Below are 15,812 nucleotides of genomic sequence, written 5' to 3' on the forward strand. Positions count from 1 at the left end.
GCAAAGGAGTCGATTATGTTGGCAAAAACATTGATTTTCGGGCATAAAAATCCGGATACGGATACTATTTGCTCAGCTATTGCTTATGCAGACTTGAAAACCAAACTGGGCGCGGACGTGGAGCCGGTTCGTCTGGGCGAGGTAAACGGGGAAACGCAGTATGCACTGGACTATTTCAAAGTGAGTGCGCCGCGTCTGGTTGAACAGGTTGCTGCGGAAACAGACAGCGTTATTCTGGTCGATCATAATGAACGCCAGCAAAGTGCGGTTGACATTGACAAAGTGCGTGTAACTGAAGTCATCGACCATCACCGGATCGCTAACTTTGAAACAAGCCAGCCGTTGTACTTCCGCGCTGAGCCTGTAGGCTGCACAGCCACAATTTTGAACAAGCTGTACAAGGAAAACGGGATAGCGATTCCGAAAGAAATCGCAGGTCTGATGCTGTCCGCGATCATTTCCGATTCCCTGTTGTTCAAATCCCCAACCTGCACCGACCAAGACGTAGCTGCTGCCCGTGAACTGGCTGAAATCGCTGGTGTGGATGCAGATAGCTACGGTTTTGATCTGCTGAAAGCAGGAGCTGATCTGAGCGGTCACTCGATTGAGCAGTTGGTGAGTCTGGATGCGAAGGAATTCCAGATGAACGGACGCAAAGTGGAAATTGCGCAAGTGAACGCGGTAGATGTGAACGACGTGCTGTCCCGTCAGTCCGAGCTGGAAGTAGCGCTGTCCCAAACAATTGCAGCTAAAAACCTGGACCTGTTCCTGTTCGTCGTAACAGATATTGTGAACAGTGATTCCATTGGTATTGCCCTGGGAAGCCAAGCACAAGCGGTCGAAAAAGCCTACAATGTGCAGCTCGACGACAATAAAGCCGTTCTGAAAGGTGTCGTATCCCGCAAATCGCAGATCGTACCTGTATTGACAGACGCTTTTAACAGTCTGTAATTCGGAAGCAGGCTACGATACAAAAGAAGCCACCTGAATCCAGCTACATTAAAGCAGCGGAAGCAGGGGCTTCTTTTTTTATTTCTTCAATTCTACCAGTACGTCTCTGATGCATAAATTCAAAGGCCGTTTTGTTTTCAAACTAAAATGCGATTTTTGCCGTATCCCCAGTAGTGTTTCCATATCCTTTTACAGTCTATGTTACATCCTTTAAATAAAAGATATGATGTGCCAGTGGGGAGAGAAAAACATACCAACTTTGGAGACTGTACAGCAGTAGACAGAGGTATCTGACTTACTTCTTTTATCGTTTTTCAAAGTGATCCGATGATTAAAGGTTGTCAACAAACTTCAAATAATCCTGTACGCTTTTCTCCAATTTATTTGAAATCGCTCTTGGGATTGTTGCAAAATGCTCAAGCATATATGTTCTTGTCCGCCGACATCAGCGCAGGTGGAAGATGATGCAGTGATTCTGAATCAGACGCCTCCACCATTCTGCCAGCGGATATGCGAGCAGTCTTTGTCTCAGTCCTCGCACCATTTTTCTTCTCCCTCCCTGGGACCAGTTAGACGCGAACCTTTCACATCTTCAAATGCAGACCGTACGCGTGACAGATAGGTTTCAAACTGGCAGATTTCCGACTCGCTAAAGTCCGACATCAGGCGTGAGGCCAGTCCTATGAAAAAAGGGTCCATTTGATTGATCTTGCCTCTTCCTTTATCGTTCAGAGAAACAAAGATGCCACGCTTGTCATTCGGATCATCGTATTTGTTAATGTAGCCATCTTGTTCAAGGGAAATGACCATGGAACTGATCGCTGCCCGGCTTACACCCATTTTCTCAGCCAATGCAGAAGGGGATGACATTTCGTCTCTTTGCGCAGAAAGCACACAAAGTGCTATATATTGCCCATAGGAGAGCCCGAATTCACGTGAACGTTTCTCCATGCCTTTACGAATTTCATACGTTATAGAAAATAGCTCGACCAAAACACCAATCGGTTTATTGCCACCTGGAAACAGATTATAGGCCAGTTGACGAATTTCGGAGTCCAAGAAAAAGAACATGCGATCCACCTCGATGTAGTTAATTAGTTAACTGTAATTTAATTAACCACTGGTTGCAATGATTTATACAAACTTTATTCCGCTTTTTTTAAATATATCTGCACAACTTATCATGACCAAGGTCCAATGCACTGCCCTACGTCCTGATTTACAAAAGCCTGTATAGAGGGCTGGCGGAGGGTACGCCCTTCCTGCCATCGCCACTCACTGTATTGAACCTTGGCGGTATACATAGGCTGTACCCATATTGCATCCCGATGACGATCCGGCTCATTGACAAAAGGCCGCGCTGAAATGGTATGCGGTCTCAGTCGCTCCGTAAGCTGACGCCAGTCCTCTCGCGTAAGCTTCCCCGTGCCTGCATGTCCAATGTAGCGCAGCCTTCCCTGCTTGTCGTACAGCCCCAGCAACAGAGCATTGATGACGCCTCCGTTTAAAGTGTAGCCTCCAATGACAGCGATGCTATCGCCGTAATTCTTGACCTTGACCCATCGACCGTCCTGCCCGCCAAATGTGTAGGGGCTGTCTAAACGTTTGCATACGATACCTTCCATCCCTTCACTGCGTATCACCTGAAACAGAGCTTGTCCATCAGGATGAGCAGGCGCCAGTTGAACCCGTTCATTCGGCAGGATGACCTGATGCAATAATTCGAGCCTTTCTGCCAGCGGTTTACGGTGAACCCATTCCCCATTCAAATACAAAATATCAAACAGCATGTACGTAGCAGGCACAGCTTCATAAGCCGCTTGAATCCGATCTGTTCGACGAATCAGGTCGCGGCGCATAATGTCATGAAACGAGGGCTTACCATCGGCTCCCAGTGCGATCATTTCCCCGTCCAGAATTATCGATTCAGCCTGGCAGTATGAGGAAAATGTAGCGAATTCTGGGTATAAAGGAGTTCGTTCATGCTGCTTCCGGTTAAACAGACGTGTGCTACCCTGATTGTGATATGTCAAAATTCTCGTGCCATCCCATTTTATTTCGTACCGCCACAGGCCCTCCGTAGGGATTTGTTCACTTTGCACAGGTTCAAACGGGATAACGGGTTTCATTTCCGAACGCAAATACAACACCTCGCCTCGCTTTTTTGGAATAAGGATAGTGTCGACGATAGGCTTCTTTTTATGTGAGGATTTTGCAAATTCTGATGTATGAGATGTTTCGTTGGACCTCAAATCGGGGAATGATAAGGATATCTAATCGTCGGCAGAAAGGGGCTCGGTTTCATGAGACAAATTCGCGAGGAGGACCATGCGGTAGTCATGGTGGATGATGGACAGGTGGTTGCGGAAGTAGGCTATAAAACCATAGATGACCATTCCTTGGTCATTGACCATACATTTGTATCCGAAAAGCTGCGGGGGCAAAAGATCGGCAAGGAGCTGATTGACAAAGTCGTGCAAATGGCGAGGGATCAGCATAAAAAGGTCGTTCCCGCTTGCTCGTACGCACTGGCCCTGTTCAAGCGTCATCAAGAATATAGTGACGTCTGGCAGCAGTAACCGCGGGGAATGCTCGTATTACAAGTGCATAAATACCACAACATCGGGACGGGTATTCAGGTCTTCCCGGTGTTTTTTGCGTGTACAAAGCCCCTGAAATGGCCGTATTCTATTATTGATATGTTAAGCAAATGGTTATTCTAAGATGCTAAAGCACATTTTTAAATTGTCGGCTGTGAAATTGTTCATACTGTTGTCACTTCACAGGCCGTCATCAGGTTCTATATAATATAGTATGGTTATTACCACAACAAAAAACGAAAAGTTTGAATTTAAACGAAGGAGACGCTCATTATGAATAAAGCGAGTGAGGACAAGCAGTACGTTCCAACGAGCAAACGTAATTTTACAGCCTTGATTATCACCGTTTCCATCATAGCCAACGTGATTATTTTGCTGCTGTTCTTTTCGCCGATTGGATACCAGGGTAGTGTTAGCTTTGATATCACCATTTTCCCGAGGTTGAATGCGATTTTTAACAGTTTCACGTTTATTTTTCTGGTGGCGGCGTTGGTTGCCATTATCAAGAAGAACGTCAAAGTGCATAAAACATTTGTTTTACTGGCCTTCGCCAGCACTGTTTTATTTTTGTTTTCCTACCTGACCTTCCACTATATTTCGCCGGAGACTGCAAAATTTGGCGGGGTGGGGATTATTCGGCCGATTTACTTTACGTTGCTGATTTCACACAGCATACTGGCTGCCATTATCGTACCGCTGGCCCTGTTCACGGTTGTATGGGGATGGACGATGCAGGTGGCGAAACACCGTAAAATTGCACGCTGGACCATGCCGATCTGGTTGTATGTCAGCTTGACCGGGGTACTCGTGTACGTATTCATGGCCCCATATTATTAAATAGACTTGAACCCTCAGCAGGTTCAATGAGGAAAGAAGGCGTCTCTGCTAACAGAGACGTCTTTTTTATATCAAATAAAAGAAAAATTATTCCTTCTAAATTTATTTTATTGAAAAAACGTTCCTTCTCCAACGGTATTTCTGCTATAATTTGCCTTAATCAACTAAGAATAAGGGGGTCACCATGTGACGAAGAAAGCGAAAGGCAGGTTACGGTTGCTTGTTTCTATGCTCGTGCTGGTTGTGCTGCTGAGCAGCTGCGGTGGCGGAGGCAAAAAGCCGGAAAACGTTAACGGAGGAAAAGTGACACTGCAATTTTGGACCATCGCGCTACAGCCTACATTCACCCCGTATTTCAATCGGGTGATTGCCGATTATGAGGAGAAGAATCCCAATGTAAAAATTGACTGGAAGGATTACCCTTATGACGCAGTGACCAATAAGCTGTTGACGAGTATCGCTAGTGGCAGCAGTCCGGATGTAGTGAATCTCAATACGGAATTTGCCAGCCAAATGGGCTCCAAGGGTGCTGTTGTGGATATGAATGAGCATTTATCTCCGGAGGAAAAGGCTGCTTATTTCGACGGTATCTATAATTCTACAGTTATTAACGGCAAGGCATATGCACTACCTTGGTATACCGGCACGGAAGTGCTCTACATGAATACGAAGCTGGTAAAGGAAGCCGGATTAGACCCTGCCCATCCGCCCAAAACGCGGGAGGAATTGTCTGAATGGGGCCGCCAGGTCAATAGAAAAATCGGTAAAGCAGGCTATGCGCAGCAGCTTGTATCCAAGCTTTTTGCCATAGACGGGATTCCGATTTTGAATAAAGAAAAGACAGCAGCGGCGTTCAATACACCGGAAGCGGTCACTATGATTGATAATCTCAAAAAGCAGATGGAAGACGGTGTCGTGCTCAAAGAGGACGCTGAATTTTCACAGCAAGTGAAATATTACGCGGGTGAGCAGGTTGCTTTCGAGCTGGCAGGCCCGACGTTCATCAACTTTATCAAAACGGCGGCGCCGGACGTATACAAGAACACGATCGCCGTTCCTGTACCTACAGGTAAAGCTGATGTACGGCTGTCCAACACCATGGATCTGGTCGTACCGACCAAGTCTGCACATGTGAATGAAGCGGTGAAGTTTGCTGTTTTTCTGACGAATGCGGAGAGCCAGACGGCTTTTTCCAAAGCGGCTAATACACTACCTTCCACAAAGGATTCCATTAAAGACCCGTACTTCACACAGTCTGATCAATCGCTGGAAGCACAAGCGAAAGTGGTATCCGCGCAAAGCTTGGATAAGGCGACAGACTACATGGTCGGTGTTCCTAATGCCAAGGACGTGAACAGCGCTGTTACGCGTGCTTTTCAAAATATTATATTGAACGGAACGGACACGAAGCAGACGCTTACTGCTTTGGAGCAGGAAGTGAACGATATTTTAAAGCAATAGATCAGCAGGAGAGTCATACGGAGGCTCTCCTGTTCATTTATCAAAATCGGGTGGTGATGCAGCATGATCAAATGGTTGAGGTCGGAATCCTTTACGGCCTGGGCCTTTATGACGCCGGGACTGTTATTGCTTGCCGTCTTTGTATTTTGGCCTATTATTTACAGCATTCCGCTGGCATTGACGGACTACTCGGTCATATCGGATACCCATTATGTCGGTCTGGATAATTTCGAGGCAGCGTTTAAGGACCGCAACTTTCTCATTTCGATCTGGAACTCATTGGTGTACGTGCTCATTGTTCCCTTTCTTCAAATTTTCTCCATCCTGATGGCCGTGCTGGTGAACAGCCGTATACCGGGAATTAAAATATTTCGTACGACCTACTACATTCCTGTCGTAACTTCGATGGTAGCCGTGGCCTTGATTTGGAGCTGGTTGCTTGGCAATAACAGCGTTGTGAATTATTTGCTTATGCAGGCAGGCTTGATCAGTAAGGACATTCACTGGCTGTCAGACAGCTCTTTGGCCTTGTATGTACTCATGTTCATCACGATGTGGAAGGGACTCGGGTATTATATGATGCTCTATCTGGCCGGTTTGCAGAACATTCCACAAGACCTGTACGAAGCCGCCAGAGTAGATGGAGCAAGCCGCTGGCGGCTAATTGTCCATATTACACTCCCGTTATTAAGACCCTACGTTCTGTTCTGTACGCTCATATCGCTTATGGCGGCTATTCGCGTGTTCGATGAAGTGTATGTGCTGACCAAGGGTGGGCCGGGAACAGCCACGCTGACCTCCAGCTTGTATATTTTCCAAAAGGGGATGGAGCAGTTTAACTTTGGTTATGCTTCGGCGCTCGGCTTAATTGTCGGTGTAGTCATTGCGGTGCTCAGTATTATCGTATTCCGATTCAATAGGAAAGGTGGTATCAATCCCTATTGATGAATTTACAGAATGATAAAATGCTACAGTCGCCCCTTCCGAAAAACGAAAATAGCCGCATCATTCGCAACCTGGGGCGAGTTGTAAGGATGACGGTGATCTATGTACTGCTCGTGCTGCTCGCTCTCTTTTTAATGGGGCCGTTCCTATGGCTGCTCAGCGTATCGCTCATGCCTGGCCGTAACATTTTCTCAACGCCACCGGCGATTTTTCCGACCTTTATTGATTTTGATAATTATGCTCAGGTATGGCAGTTTATGAACTTTCCGAAGTATATGCTGAACACGGTGATCATTACGGCACTTGGCGTTATTTTCAATGTGGTGCTCGCCAGTCTGACGGGATATCCCTTGGCTGTATTTCGTTTTAAGGGTAAAAATCTGGTGTTCACGCTACTAATTTCCACCATGATTATTCCTTCATATACGTCGTTCATCGTACATTACCTGACCATTCAGGGGCTTCATCTGGGCAATACGTATTTGGGTGTGGTGCTGCCTGGAGCTGTCTCTGTGTTCAACATTTTTCTGATGCGGCAGACGTTTATCCATATTCCTACCGATGTGCGTGATTCCGGTAAAATGGACGGCGCTTCGGAATTCCGGATTTGGTGGCAGCTGGTGCTACCGCTGGTGAAGCCAGCACTCGCCGTCATTTCTTTGCTGGAGGCTATGTCGTTCTGGAACAGTTTCCTGTGGCCTATCGTTATTCTGAACGACACGGAGTTATACCCGCTGGCGGCTGCGCTGACGTATCTCAATGGTCAATTTGCCTATAACTTTGGCTGGATTGCAGCGGGCACGATGATTTCGGTACTGCCGATCATTATCTTGTTCCTGTTCACACAGCGCTACTATATGGAAGGCTTGGCGGGTGCAGTAAAAGGATAGACCGGAAATATCGGATACGGACGATCCGTGAATGGAAGGGGAGACGGTTACGATGGAGCTGGCGAAAGGAACGCGGCCCAATTCCCGTGTGGGGCTAACAACGCAGGAGATTCAATATTATTTTCGTGATGTGTATGACAGTGGGGCAAAGCTGGTCATACCCGAACCACATTTGATTTCTGAGTTGTCCTCCCGCTTCGGGATGAATCAGGAATATGAAGGCGTTCTGGACCCCGACGGGCCGATCAAGCTGATCTTGCCTCCAGGACCAGGCGTGCCGACCGAAACACGCGGTAGCGTGCAATTGGTACTGGAGTACGATGGAGCGCTCGTTGCAGACGGCTATCGTTTGGAGATTCACAAGGAAGGTCGAATTGAAATTCATGCAGCTAATAAAAGAGGGCTCAAATACGGCATGGATGCCCTGCATTTGCTGCTTCAAGTCGAACAAGAGCGATGTACACTTCCTGTAGTGTCCATTCGTGATGAGCCTTCTTTTCCGGTCAGAGGGATTATTGAAGGCTTTTACGGAGAACCGTGGAGCTTGGCGAATCGGCTGGATGCTGTCCGTTTTATGGCTGCGCATCGGATGAACACATTCATGTATGCTCCCAAGGATGATCCGTATCATCGTGAGTTATGGCGAGAGCCGTACCCGGAAGACACGTTTGCACAGATCCAAGAATTAAAGGAAACCTGCGACCAGCATGAGATCGATTTTCATTACTGCATCAGTCCAGGGAATGACCTGAGCTTTGGCAGCGATGAAGATTTCCTCAGTTTGACGGAAAAGCTGGCGGCTGTGATTGCCATTGGCGTGCGCCATTTTTCTATATTAATGGATGACATTGACTATGTGCTAAAAGGAGAAAATCGACATTTGCTGGGTCGCTCGGGCCACGCTCATGTCTTTTTGACGAACAAGGTGCATACATGGCTGGCTGAGCGGTTGCCTGAATTTACGCTGACAGTCTGTCCCTCGGAATATTGGTCGTACTGGGATACCGAGTACAAAAAGGATTTCCGTGAGCGGCTGCATCCGGAGATTAAGGTGTTCTGGACCGGATACTTTGTGTTTGCTCCGCATATTGGCCGGAAGCACGCCGCCGATAATCATGCGTTCTTTGGGCACGAGCTGTGGCTGTGGGATAACATTCCGGTGAATGATTGTGACCGTGACCGTTTATTCCTCGATCCGCTGCGCGGGCGGTATTCCGGGCTTCCAGACTGCGGACATACCGGTATGGTAGCCAACCCGATGAATCAGTGGGAATGCTCCAAAGTAACGCTCATTACGATGTCTCATTATATGTGGAACAGTGAGCGGTACATGCCGGAACTTTCTTGGGATTGGGCAGTGTGGGAGTTAGCGGGGGAGCGTGCGGAGGAACTGATGTTTTTCTGCCGTCAAAACAGGAACAGCCGACTGGGCGGCAGCACGTATGAGGACGTGGACCTTGCTTTGCAGTTGCGCGATATCCCGGCGCTGGATATGTACTTTGAGCGGCTGCTCCAAGCCGTGAGCGTCCTGCGGCAAGTACCCGCCGATGATCCGGCGGCAGGCTTCGTAGCACAGGCCATGCCGTGGCTGGAACGCGCCGAGCTGGACGCTGATCTGTGGCGTACGCTGCGCCAAGCTGTGGTCAGCAGCGAGCGGCAGAGCGGCACGCAGGCAGAGGAGAGCAGTACGCCGCCGGAAGTGGTTGGCGGGCAAGGGCCTGTGCTCCTGCTGGACGAAGTCGTGGGCGAACTCCGGCGCTGTATCACTGCCTGTCTGGAGACGGAGGCTCGGCTCGGCAGTGATCCGGCGATCCGCGCAGCCGAGCGGTGGGGCTACGTCAGTCAGGATGAACAAGGCAAGTATCGACTGATCTTGTGAGCATTTTGCCGATGGATTAAGAAACCAAGGCAGCATAGCTGCCCTGAAAATAACCATTTGCCGTTAGGATAACGGTAATTTTCAGGAGAGGTGGATGCGTGTGGTGAAGCCAAACACTCGTGTGCTTTTTGTGCCGCTGGATGAGCGGCCCTGTAATTATGAATTTCCTTATTTACTGGCGCAGGGCACAGATTTGGAAATCGAGCGTCCCCCGATGGAATGGATGGGACAAAAGAAAATTTCCGGTGATACGACCCAATTGTGGGCTTGGCTCGAAGAACGTGCAGCGGGAGCCGATGGAGCCATTATTGCGATGGATACGCTGCTGTACGGCGGAATCGTGCCATCTCGTCTGCATGGAATGACAAGTGATCAGGTCGGTGACAAGGTGAATCGACTTCGCAGGCTCAAGCGGCTTTATCCGCAGATGACCTTATATGCTTTTCAACTCATTATGCGCTGTCCGCAATATTCTTTGGCTGACGAAGAACCGGATTACTACGCCGATTGGGGGCGCGAGATATTCAGGAAGGGCTTTATTGAGCACCGTCAGGAGCTGGGGATTGCTACCTCAGAGGAGCTTCTTGAATTATCTGACATCAACGAACGTTTGCCTGTAGAGACACTGGAGGATTATTTGGGCCGTCGCCGTGTGAATCTGGAAGCCAATGAAGCCGCACTGGAGCTGGTAGCAGAGGGTGTCATTGATTTTATGATCATCCCGCAAGATGATTCTGCCCCCTACGGCTATACTGCCAAGGATCAGCAGCGGCTTAGAAAACGTATTTCCAATCTTGGGCTGGATTTGAGCGTGTACATGTATCCGGGGGCAGACGAAGTCGGCTGTACGCTGCTGGCGCGGTGGGTTAACCAGGCGAAGAATGTTGTGCCGCTTGTCTATCCAAGGCTGTCCGCTTTGCAGGGAGCATTTGTGATTCCGCTTTTTGAGGATCGTTATTTTTATGAAACGTTAAAATACCAGATTATGGCGGCAGGTGGACTGATCGCTTCTTCAGCGACAGAGGCTGATTTGATTCTGTTGGCTAACACGCCCGGAGACGCCATGGCGGAAGCATCCTCCCAACAGCGTGCAATGGCCGGATATGATGTATACCGAAACGTGGTGGAGCTGGTCGAATACGGCGCCCATATGCTGCGGTATACAGGCAAAAATATTGCGGTAGCTGATGTAGGCTATGCCAACGGAGCCGATCTTAAGCTGCTTAGACTCTTGAAGCAAAAAGGGCTGCTTTTTGAGCTGGCAGGTTATGCAGGCTGGAACACCAGCTCCAATACGCTGGGAACCGTCATTGCCCAGTCCATGCTGTACAGCCACTATGGGCCTACAGCAGAGCATCTGGATTTTCTGGCGTTGCGTTACGCCGAAGATGCATGTTATTGCGCTGTGGTGCGTACCGCCATGAATAACGGGATTGTGGAACAAATGGGCTTCAACAAGTTTATGCTCGATGGACAGAGAGGCTCGGTTACTGCGGTTATTCGCGGAGAGCTGGAGCAGGCGCTCGACGAATATGTAAACGGGCCGGAGGGCTATGTGGAAATTACAGATTGCTATATGCCGTGGAACCGCACCTTTGAAGTCGGATTGACCGTACGGCATCATGCCGAAGAGAGAGGGTGATCCCAATGGGATTGGAAGCTGTATTATCAAAAGTTCAGCACGGCCTGATCGTATCCTGTCAGGCACTACCGGATGAACCGCTGCACGGATCGGATTCCATGGCCAAAATGGCACGCGCCGCTCAGCAGGGCGGAGCTGTGGCCATTCGCGCCAATGGCGCAGCAGATGTGCGTGCGATCAAACAGGCGCTTTCCCTGCCAGTCATCGGCCTGATCAAGCGGGATTATGATGATTCCGATATTTACATTACACCGACCCTTCGAGAGATGGAGGAACTGGTGGATGCGGGCGCAGATATCATCGCCCTGGATGCTACATCACGTCCGCGCCCGGGGGGATGTAGGCTGAAGCAGCTCATAGATTACGCCCATAAGCATGGAGTGGCCTCTATGGCGGATATATCCACACTGGAGGAGGCGCTTCATGCGGCTTCCCTCGGCGTAAGCTGCGTATCCACAACGTTATCCGGTTATACGCCATACTCTGCTCAGATCGATGGACCCGATCTGGAGTTGGTTCGGAGAGCGTCAGAGCTGGTTCCCGTGCCTTTAATTGCGGAGGGCAAAATCCATGAGCCGGCGCAGGTGGAGGAAGCATTCCGGCTGGGTGCACATGCAGTGGTTGTAGGCTCGGCAATTACCAGACCCCAATTGATTACGCAGCGGTTTGCCGATGCCGCAAGGAAGGCAGTGAAGTGCATCTATGGAGATGAACGACCGAATTAATACGTACTTTCCTTCATTAACAAAATCGGAGCAAAAGGTTGCTTTGTGCGTACTGGAGCGCCCGGCAGATATCATATATTTCTCCGTGACGGAGTTAGCTGATTTTGCAGGTACAGGTGAGACGACCGTCATGCGCTTTTGCCGGAAAATCGGTTTTAAAGGCTATCAGGATTTCCGACTGTCCCTGGCGCAAAACCGGACTTATCGCAAAACCGATACGGGTGGGGAAAACACCGACCCGGACAACGAACATGATATTACCCGCATGGTGTATCACAATATGCTTGATATTTTGCACTCCAGTATGGGACTGCTGGACCGTTCAGAGCTTGGACGTGCGATAGCGTGTCTCGACCAGGCAGGCTATGTCCAATTTTTTGGTGTAGGTGCTTCGGGGATTTCTGCGCAGGATGCCAAAAACCGCTTCTTACGAATCGGGCGGCGTGCCGAAGCCGTGACAGACGGACATATCCAGTCGATGATGGCGGTGTCCATGAAACCCGGGGATGTGGCTATCGGTATCAGTGTATCGGGAAGCACGCTGGATACCAACGACATGCTGCACAAAGCCAAGCAAAACGGCGCGACCATTATCGCGATCACCAATTATGCAAAATCGCCTATCACCTCCATTGCGGATATCGTGTTGCTCACCGCAGGCAAGGAAGCCCCGATGGAGGGAGGCTCGATTGGAGCCAAAATCTCGCAGCTATTTGTCATTGACCTCATCTGCGAAGGGCTTGCTCGCAAGCACACGAGTCATACCAAACAGATGAAGGAAAAAACAGCAAGGGCGGTCATTGAGCGAAGTTATTGAGGTTTTGAAGCGGAGAACCGTACCCCTTCGGCTGTGTCATATCGTTAGTTATTGTTGTGGTATATGACTTGCTATTATAGAAGCTTTACGTAAAGAGCGTGTATGTTGATATCATTTGGCTACAAGGAGGACGCTGTGGTGGCAGATGCTGTGAACAGAGTCATTGGGATCGACATTGGAGGAACATCAGTGAAGGCCGCTGTAGTGGAACAAGATGGTTCGGTACTTGATGAAATCCGGCTGGATACGGACGCTTCTCGCGGGCGTGATTGGCTACTGTCACGGGTATCCGAAGCTGTGGAAGGACTGAAACGATCCCTGGGAGACACCAGCAACAGCACCAGCGGCGGCATCGGTATCGACGCTCTGGGGATCGCTACGGCTGGCAGAGTAAACGTGGAGAGTGGTGAGGTTGTGTATGCCACGGATAATCTCCCTGGCTGGCAAGGCACGCACTTGGTAACGTGGGCGAGGGAGAATCTGGCCTTACGTGCTGTTGCCGACAATGATGCGAATGCCGCTTTGCTTGGAGAAGCGTGGCAGGGAGCGGGGAGGGGCAAGCAACGCTTGGCCATGCTCACCTTGGGAACAGGTGTCGGTGGCGCATATATGGAACATGGCTTGTTGTGCAGAGGGGCTCATTGGAGTGGCGGCGATTGGGGACATAGTATTTTATTCCCAAGAGGTCTTCCTTGCAATTGTGGAAAAAAGGGCTGCGCCGAGCAGTATGTATCAGGTAGCGCACTGTTACGCCGGGTCAGAGAATACACAGGTAAACAGTATCGCTCGGGAATCGAGATCATGAAGCAGGCTGCTCACGGTCACTCGGAGGCGCTTCAGGTACTGGACGATTACACCGCAGATTTAGCCGTGCTTCTGGTCAATATCTCGGTCACCCTTGATCCCGAGGCTATTATCGTAGGCGGAGGGGTAGCAGATGCGGGAGAAGTCTGGTGGCCCTTGCTGGAAAAGCATCTACAACAGCTGGGAGTCGGAACGGAAGTAAACCGGGCGTTATTGGGTAATCGCGCTGGAATCATCGGTGCGGCACGGCTTGCTTTTGAATTAACGGATTCCTAGAACAAGTATGAAAGGGGAACGAACCATGACGCAAAATCGGCTTGATACTGACATTGTTGTGATTGGCGGAGGTCTGGGAGGAACATCGGCAGCTCTTGCGGCTGCGAAGGCTGGCATGAGAGTCATCGTGACGGAGGAGACGGATTGGTTGGGAGGACAGTTAACTTCACAGGCCGTCCCCCCGGATGAGCACCGATGGATCGAACAGTTTGGCTGCACAGCAACATACCGTGAGTTCCGTAATCGTGTACGTGACTATTACCGTCAGAACTATCCTTTAACGGAAGAAGCCCAAAACGATCCGATTCTTAATCCCGGCAACGGTTGGGTAAGCCGTCTGGCTCATGAACCACGAGTAGCTCTACGGGTGCTTGAGGATATGCTTGCTCCCTATTTGAACACGGGGCGTGTTCGCGTATATTACCACACCGTGCCCATAGCCGCTCAAACGGATGCTGATTGCATTTGTTCCGTAACTGTTCGTACCTCGGATAGCCTTGATGGTGGGTGTAGGGTTATGGTGTTGCACGGAATGTTTTATCTGGATGCCACAGAGTGCGGGGATCTTCTTCCGATGGCGGGGGTGGAGCATACGAGTGGAGCAGAGTCGCGGTATGATACAGGTGAGCCTCATGCTTTGGAGTGCGCTGACCCTATGGATATGCAGTCTATTACACATGTGGCGGCCGTGGATTACATCCCTCAAGGAAGCTTCATTATAGAACGGCCGCAACAATATGATTTTTGGAGAAATTATATTCCTTCCTTTTCCCGTTTCCCGATTTTGAGTTGGTTTGCTACAGATGCGGATGATACCAGCAAACTAAAACAGTTCACTTTGTTTCCTAACGATCAGGGTATTGTATCTTTGTGGGATTACCGTCGCATTGTGGACCCTTCTATATGGAGCAAGCCATTAAATGATGGAGAGGTAACACTTTTAAACTGGGCGCAAAATGATTATTACCTCGGTCCATTGATCGGTGTCACTGCTCAGGAGCAGGAAAGACGTAGAGAAGGCGCCCGTGAATTGACCCGTTCTTTAATCTATTGGCTCCAGACCGAAGCACCCCGGCTAGATGGAGGATTCGGTTATCCGGGTATTCGGCCCCGTGGAGATTTCCTTGGCACCTCAGATGGTCTTGCCAAAACCGCCTATATTCGCGAATCGCGCCGAATTCAAGCCAAGTATATGATATCGGAGTTCGATGTAAGTCGTGAGCTTCGGGGGACGGATGGGCCAAAACGATATGCAGACAGCGTAGGTGTAGGCAGCTATCATTTGGATCTCCATCCGACCACTGTATCTCAGCGGACATTTTACATTCCTAATTACCCTTATGAAATTCCGTTAGGCTCCCTTATTCCGGTGAGAGTGCGTAATCTGCTTCCCGCCTGTAAAAATATAGGGATGACTCAAATCGCAAATGGCTGCTATCGGCTGCACCCCACGGAGTGGAATATAGGTGAATCAGCGGGTAGTCTGGCGGCTTACTGTGTGTCCAACGGAGTATTCCCGATAGAAGTCAGCGAATCGGCAGAGCATCTGGGGCATTTTCAAAGCAGGCTGCTTCGCCAAGGCGTGGAGTTACACTGGCCTGTGGAAGTATTTGAGCCGGAGGGAGTTACCAGCTAAAACGTGTGGGGCTATTGCCCCTTGGCTGACTTTGATAAGGTCAAAAGATAACTTTAAAAAAGTAACAAAAAAAGTGCTTGCTAAGTTGCTTGGATATATGATATATTATTTGAGCTGACAACAAAACAGCTGTTTCAAAAGTGAAAAGCTTGGGTACAATAATCTTTATAAAAGAAGAAAAAAATAAAGCTTGCATTTCTGAAATGAACATGGTATGATCTTATAGCTGCTGAAAAACACAGCGAAAAAGAAATGTTTGATCTTTGAAAACTGAACAACGAGTGAGTACGGATTTTGCTTGCAAAATCCAACGCTGAGATTTTGGTACATGCCGTCAGGCTGTATAAAA

14 protein-coding genes are annotated in these 15,812 nt (G+C 49.2%); 12 read left to right on the plus strand and 2 right to left on the minus strand.

Annotation, left to right across the window (positions count from 1 at the left end; genetic code table 11):
• The first annotated feature begins 15 nt into the window (after window positions 1-15).
• Window positions 16-951 carry a manganese-dependent inorganic pyrophosphatase gene (locus ABH897_RS21180; RefSeq protein ID WP_280740281.1) on the plus strand — a complete coding sequence of 312 codons (936 nt, stop codon included), beginning with the start codon at window positions 16-18 and terminating at the stop codon, window positions 949-951.
• A gap of 528 nt (window positions 952-1,479) precedes the next feature.
• Here ABH897_RS21180 and ABH897_RS21185 read toward each other — a convergent pair.
• Together ABH897_RS21185 and ABH897_RS21190 are read right to left on the minus strand one after the other, a co-directional pair.
• Window positions 1,480-2,022, minus strand: coding sequence for a MarR family winged helix-turn-helix transcriptional regulator (locus ABH897_RS21185; RefSeq protein WP_283654258.1), 543 nt, complete (start codon window positions 2,020-2,022; stop codon window positions 1,480-1,482).
• 110 nt (window positions 2,023-2,132) lie between these two features.
• Complete coding sequence (locus ABH897_RS21190) at window positions 2,133-3,092, minus strand: ATP-dependent DNA ligase (RefSeq protein WP_404592673.1); 960 nt, start codon at window positions 3,090-3,092, stop codon at window positions 2,133-2,135.
• Window positions 3,093-3,254: 162 nt separating this feature from the next.
• On the opposite strand from ABH897_RS21190, the gene ABH897_RS21195 reads away from it, so the two are divergent.
• The 11 genes from ABH897_RS21195 to ABH897_RS21245 all read left to right on the plus strand — a co-directional run bounded on the left by ABH897_RS21195 (window position 3,255) and on the right by ABH897_RS21245 (window position 15,463).
• Entirely contained in the window at window positions 3,255-3,530 is a 276-nt protein-coding gene (locus ABH897_RS21195) for a GNAT family N-acetyltransferase (protein ID WP_283654260.1), read from the plus strand.
• A 294-nt stretch (window positions 3,531-3,824) separates the two neighbouring features.
• Window positions 3,825-4,388, plus strand: a complete 564-nt coding sequence (locus ABH897_RS21200; RefSeq protein ID WP_283654261.1) for a DUF420 domain-containing protein — start codon at window positions 3,825-3,827, stop codon at window positions 4,386-4,388.
• Between the two features lie 186 nt (window positions 4,389-4,574).
• Window positions 4,575-5,849, plus strand: a complete 1,275-nt coding sequence (locus ABH897_RS21205; protein WP_283654262.1) for an extracellular solute-binding protein — start codon at window positions 4,575-4,577, stop codon at window positions 5,847-5,849.
• Window positions 5,850-5,912: 63 nt separating this feature from the next.
• Entirely contained in the window at window positions 5,913-6,794 is an 882-nt protein-coding gene (locus tag ABH897_RS21210) for a carbohydrate ABC transporter permease (RefSeq protein ID WP_283654263.1), read from the plus strand.
• Window positions 6,794-7,684 (plus strand): carbohydrate ABC transporter permease, encoded by an 891-nt coding sequence (locus tag ABH897_RS21215; RefSeq protein WP_283656173.1) that lies wholly within the window; start codon window positions 6,794-6,796, stop codon window positions 7,682-7,684. Before ABH897_RS21210 ends, ABH897_RS21215 begins: the two co-directional genes overlap by 1 nt.
• A gap of 52 nt (window positions 7,685-7,736) precedes the next feature.
• A complete protein-coding gene (locus tag ABH897_RS21220) occupies window positions 7,737-9,563 on the plus strand; it encodes a protein O-GlcNAcase (protein WP_283654264.1) in 1,827 nt (608 codons plus the stop codon).
• Window positions 9,564-9,663: 100 nt separating this feature from the next.
• Window positions 9,664-11,205 (plus strand): DUF4127 family protein, encoded by a 1,542-nt coding sequence (locus ABH897_RS21225; protein ID WP_283654265.1) that lies wholly within the window; start codon window positions 9,664-9,666, stop codon window positions 11,203-11,205.
• A 5-nt stretch (window positions 11,206-11,210) separates the two neighbouring features.
• Window positions 11,211-11,930: an N-acetylmannosamine-6-phosphate 2-epimerase gene (locus ABH897_RS21230; RefSeq protein WP_283654266.1), complete on the plus strand. Its 720-nt coding sequence runs from the start codon at window positions 11,211-11,213 to the stop codon at window positions 11,928-11,930.
• Window positions 11,908-12,747 (plus strand): MurR/RpiR family transcriptional regulator, encoded by an 840-nt coding sequence (locus tag ABH897_RS21235; RefSeq protein WP_404592674.1) that lies wholly within the window; start codon window positions 11,908-11,910, stop codon window positions 12,745-12,747. The genes ABH897_RS21230 and ABH897_RS21235 overlap by 23 nt, the downstream gene beginning before the upstream one ends.
• A 102-nt stretch (window positions 12,748-12,849) precedes the next feature.
• Entirely contained in the window at window positions 12,850-13,827 is a 978-nt protein-coding gene (locus tag ABH897_RS21240; RefSeq protein WP_283657533.1) for an ROK family protein, read from the plus strand.
• A 25-nt stretch (window positions 13,828-13,852) separates the two neighbouring features.
• Complete coding sequence (locus tag ABH897_RS21245) at window positions 13,853-15,463, plus strand: FAD-dependent oxidoreductase (RefSeq protein WP_404592675.1); 1,611 nt, start codon at window positions 13,853-13,855, stop codon at window positions 15,461-15,463.
• Window positions 15,464-15,812: the final 349 nt, after the last annotated feature.

It is taken from the genome of Paenibacillus sp. RC73 (genome assembly GCF_044908085.1).
GTDB classification, from domain to species: Bacteria; Bacillota; Bacilli; order Paenibacillales; family Paenibacillaceae; genus Paenibacillus; species Paenibacillus terrae_A.

Bases quoted from the DNA above. Each gene is read 5' to 3' on its own strand.
- ABH897_RS21230 (WP_283654266.1), top strand. From the start codon at position 11,211: ATGGGATTGGAAGCTGTATTATCAAAAGTTCAGCACGGCCTGATCGTA.
- ABH897_RS21180 (WP_280740281.1), top strand. From the start codon at position 16: ATGTTGGCAAAAACATTGATTTTCGGGCATAAAAATCCGGATACGGAT.
- ABH897_RS21245 (WP_404592675.1), top strand. From the start codon at position 13,853: ATGACGCAAAATCGGCTTGATACTGACATTGTTGTGATTGGCGGAGGT.
- ABH897_RS21220 (WP_283654264.1), top strand. From the start codon at position 7,737: ATGGAGCTGGCGAAAGGAACGCGGCCCAATTCCCGTGTGGGGCTAACA.
- ABH897_RS21240 (WP_283657533.1), top strand. From the start codon at position 12,850: ATGTTGATATCATTTGGCTACAAGGAGGACGCTGTGGTGGCAGATGCT.
- ABH897_RS21210 (WP_283654263.1), top strand. From the start codon at position 5,913: ATGATCAAATGGTTGAGGTCGGAATCCTTTACGGCCTGGGCCTTTATG.
- ABH897_RS21185 (WP_283654258.1), bottom strand. From the start codon at position 2,022: ATGTTCTTTTTCTTGGACTCCGAAATTCGTCAACTGGCCTATAATCTG.
- ABH897_RS21195 (WP_283654260.1), top strand. From the start codon at position 3,255: ATGAGACAAATTCGCGAGGAGGACCATGCGGTAGTCATGGTGGATGAT.
- ABH897_RS21235 (WP_404592674.1), top strand. From the start codon at position 11,908: ATGGAGATGAACGACCGAATTAATACGTACTTTCCTTCATTAACAAAA.
- ABH897_RS21215 (WP_283656173.1), top strand. From the start codon at position 6,794: ATGAATTTACAGAATGATAAAATGCTACAGTCGCCCCTTCCGAAAAAC.
- ABH897_RS21200 (WP_283654261.1), top strand. From the start codon at position 3,825: ATGAATAAAGCGAGTGAGGACAAGCAGTACGTTCCAACGAGCAAACGT.